At 63.3% G+C, this 2,081-nt stretch carries 2 protein-coding genes and 1 pseudogene; 1 reads left to right on the top strand and 2 read right to left on the bottom strand.

What is annotated here, in order from left to right; translation table 11 throughout:
- Window positions 1-125 precede the first annotated feature (125 nt).
- The gene (locus PMI42_RS12810; protein WP_008134622.1) at window positions 126-776 is read right to left on the bottom strand and encodes a 3-oxoacid CoA-transferase subunit B; all 651 of its coding nucleotides are present in this window, start codon (window positions 774-776) and stop codon (window positions 126-128) included.
- Between the two features lie 15 nt (window positions 777-791).
- Window positions 792-1,499, bottom strand: coding sequence for a CoA transferase subunit A (locus tag PMI42_RS12815; RefSeq protein ID WP_008134624.1), 708 nt, complete (start codon window positions 1,497-1,499; stop codon window positions 792-794).
- 290 nt (window positions 1,500-1,789) lie between these two features.
- Here PMI42_RS12815 and PMI42_RS12820 point away from each other — a divergent pair.
- Window positions 1,790-2,081: pseudogene (locus PMI42_RS12820) on the top strand (AsmA family protein); the annotation flags it as partial.

Raw genomic sequence — 2,081 nt, forward strand, 5'->3', positions numbered from 1 at the left:
CTCGCAATGACGATGTGGATATATCGGCGCTCCCAAAAGCTCCCACCGGCAAAGCCAACGACGGCGCAAAACGAAAATGGCCGGGACGAAGCCCGGCCATTTCGCAATCGTTCGCGACTGCGACCTTACGTGTTCTTCAGCGCGACGCGGAATTCGGCTTCGGTCTTGGCCTTGACCTCGTCGAGCGTGACGCCGTCGGCGAGCTCGATCAAGGCCATGCCGCCGTCGCCGTGCTTGTCGATGGTGAAGACGGCGAGATCGGTCACGACCATGTCGACCACGCGCTCGCCGGTCAGCGGCAGATTGCACTGCTTCAGCAGCTTCGAGCCGTCCTTGGCGGAATGCTCCATCACCACGACGACGCGCTTGACGCCGGCGACGAGGTCCATCGCGCCGCCCATGCCCTTGACCATCTTGCCGGGGATCATCCAGTTGGCGAGATCGCCGTTCTGGGCGACCTGCATGGCGCCGAGGATCGACAGGTCCATGTGGCCGCCGCGGATCATGCCGAAGGAATCCGCGCTCGAGAAATACGAGGTCGAGGGCAGCTCGCTGACGGTCTGCTTGCCGGCGTTGATGAGGTCGGCGTCCACCTCGTCCTCATAGGGGAACGGGCCCATGCCGAGCATGCCGTTCTCGCTCTGCAGGCTGACGTCGACGCCCTCGGGGATGAAGTTCGAGACCAGCGTCGGGATGCCGATGCCGAGATTGACGTAATAGCCGTCACGCAGTTCCTTTGCGGCGCGCGCAGCCATCTGTTCACGGGTCCAGGCCATATCGCTCTCCTGATCTCAAGCTGCGGTGCGCGGGCGGGTATTGCGGAATTCGATGCGCTTCTTGGCCGTACCGACCTCGACGATGCGCTTCACGAAAATTCCGGGCGTGTGGATGTGGTCCGGGTTGAGCTCTCCGGCGGGAACCAGATGCTCGACCTCGGCCACCGTCATCTTGGCGGCGGTCGCCATCATCGGGTTAAAGTTGCGCGCGGTCTTGCGGTAGATCAGGTTGCCGGCGGTGTCGCCCTTCCAGGCGTGGACGATGGCGAGGTCGGCGAACAGGCCGCGCTCCATCAGATACTTCTCGCCGTCGAATTCCTTCACTTCCTTGCCTTCGGCAATCAGCGTACCGACGCCGGTCTTGGTGTAGAAGGCCGGGATGCCGGCGCCGCCGGCGCGGATGCGCTCGGCCAGCGTGCCCTGCGGATTGAATTCGAGTTCCAGCTCGCCGGCGAGGAATTGCTGGGCGAACAGCTTGTTCTCGCCGACATAGGACGAGATCATCTTCTTGATCTGGCGGGTCTCGAGCAGGCGGCTGAGCCCGATGCCATCGACGCCGGCATTGTTGGAGACCACCGTCAGGCCCTTGACGCCGGACTCGCGGATTGCGTCGGACAGTTCCTCGGCAATGCCACAGAGGCCGAAGCCGCCCGACATGATCATCATGTTGTCTTTCAGGATGCCGTCGAGGGCCGACTTCGCGTCGGGATAGACCTTGTTCATACAGGAAACCTTCGGCTTGGAGGCGTCGCGCCTGATTGGCGGCGATTATTAGGCGAAATCCTCCAAAGCCGTCAATGATACGGGGGTTCTCCGCACCGGGAGGCGGTGCTAGAAGCTGCCCACGCCGTGGGCAGAACTGCCCGCGGCCTTGAAAGCGACAAGAAAACCCATCAAGTTGCGGCACTTAACGTAAAAGGACGTTACGTAAGGAAATTGGGCGCGAGGCGTGCAGCTCTCCAGCCCGCTTTTCAGGCTCCAACGACCAACCCGATCAGGACACGCCATTGACCATGGCCCAAGGAATGAAGCGCCTCGGGACGCCGATCGCGGCGCTGCTCGGCGTCGCGCTGATCGCCCTGATCGCGACCTCCTGGCTCATCAACCGCGACGCGCTGCGCAAGGCGGTGGAAAGCCAGATCCGCGACGTGACCGGGCTCGAGCTCAGCGTCGCCGGTCCGATCGACATCTCGGTGCTGCCGGCGAGCTACATCTCGTTCCATGACGTCGGCCTGAAGGGCGGCGGCACCAGCGACCCTGCGCTCCATGTCGACGTGCTCACCGCCAATCTGCGGCTGCTGCCGC

The sequence above is a fragment of the Bradyrhizobium sp. YR681 genome, assembly GCF_000282615.1.
Lineage (GTDB): Bacteria > Pseudomonadota > Alphaproteobacteria > Rhizobiales > Xanthobacteraceae > Bradyrhizobium.

Bases quoted from the DNA above. Each gene is read 5' to 3' on its own strand.
- PMI42_RS12810 (WP_008134622.1), bottom strand. From the start codon at position 776: ATGGCCTGGACCCGTGAACAGATGGCTGCGCGCGCCGCAAAGGAACTG.
- PMI42_RS12815 (WP_008134624.1), bottom strand. From the start codon at position 1,499: ATGAACAAGGTCTATCCCGACGCGAAGTCGGCCCTCGACGGCATCCTG.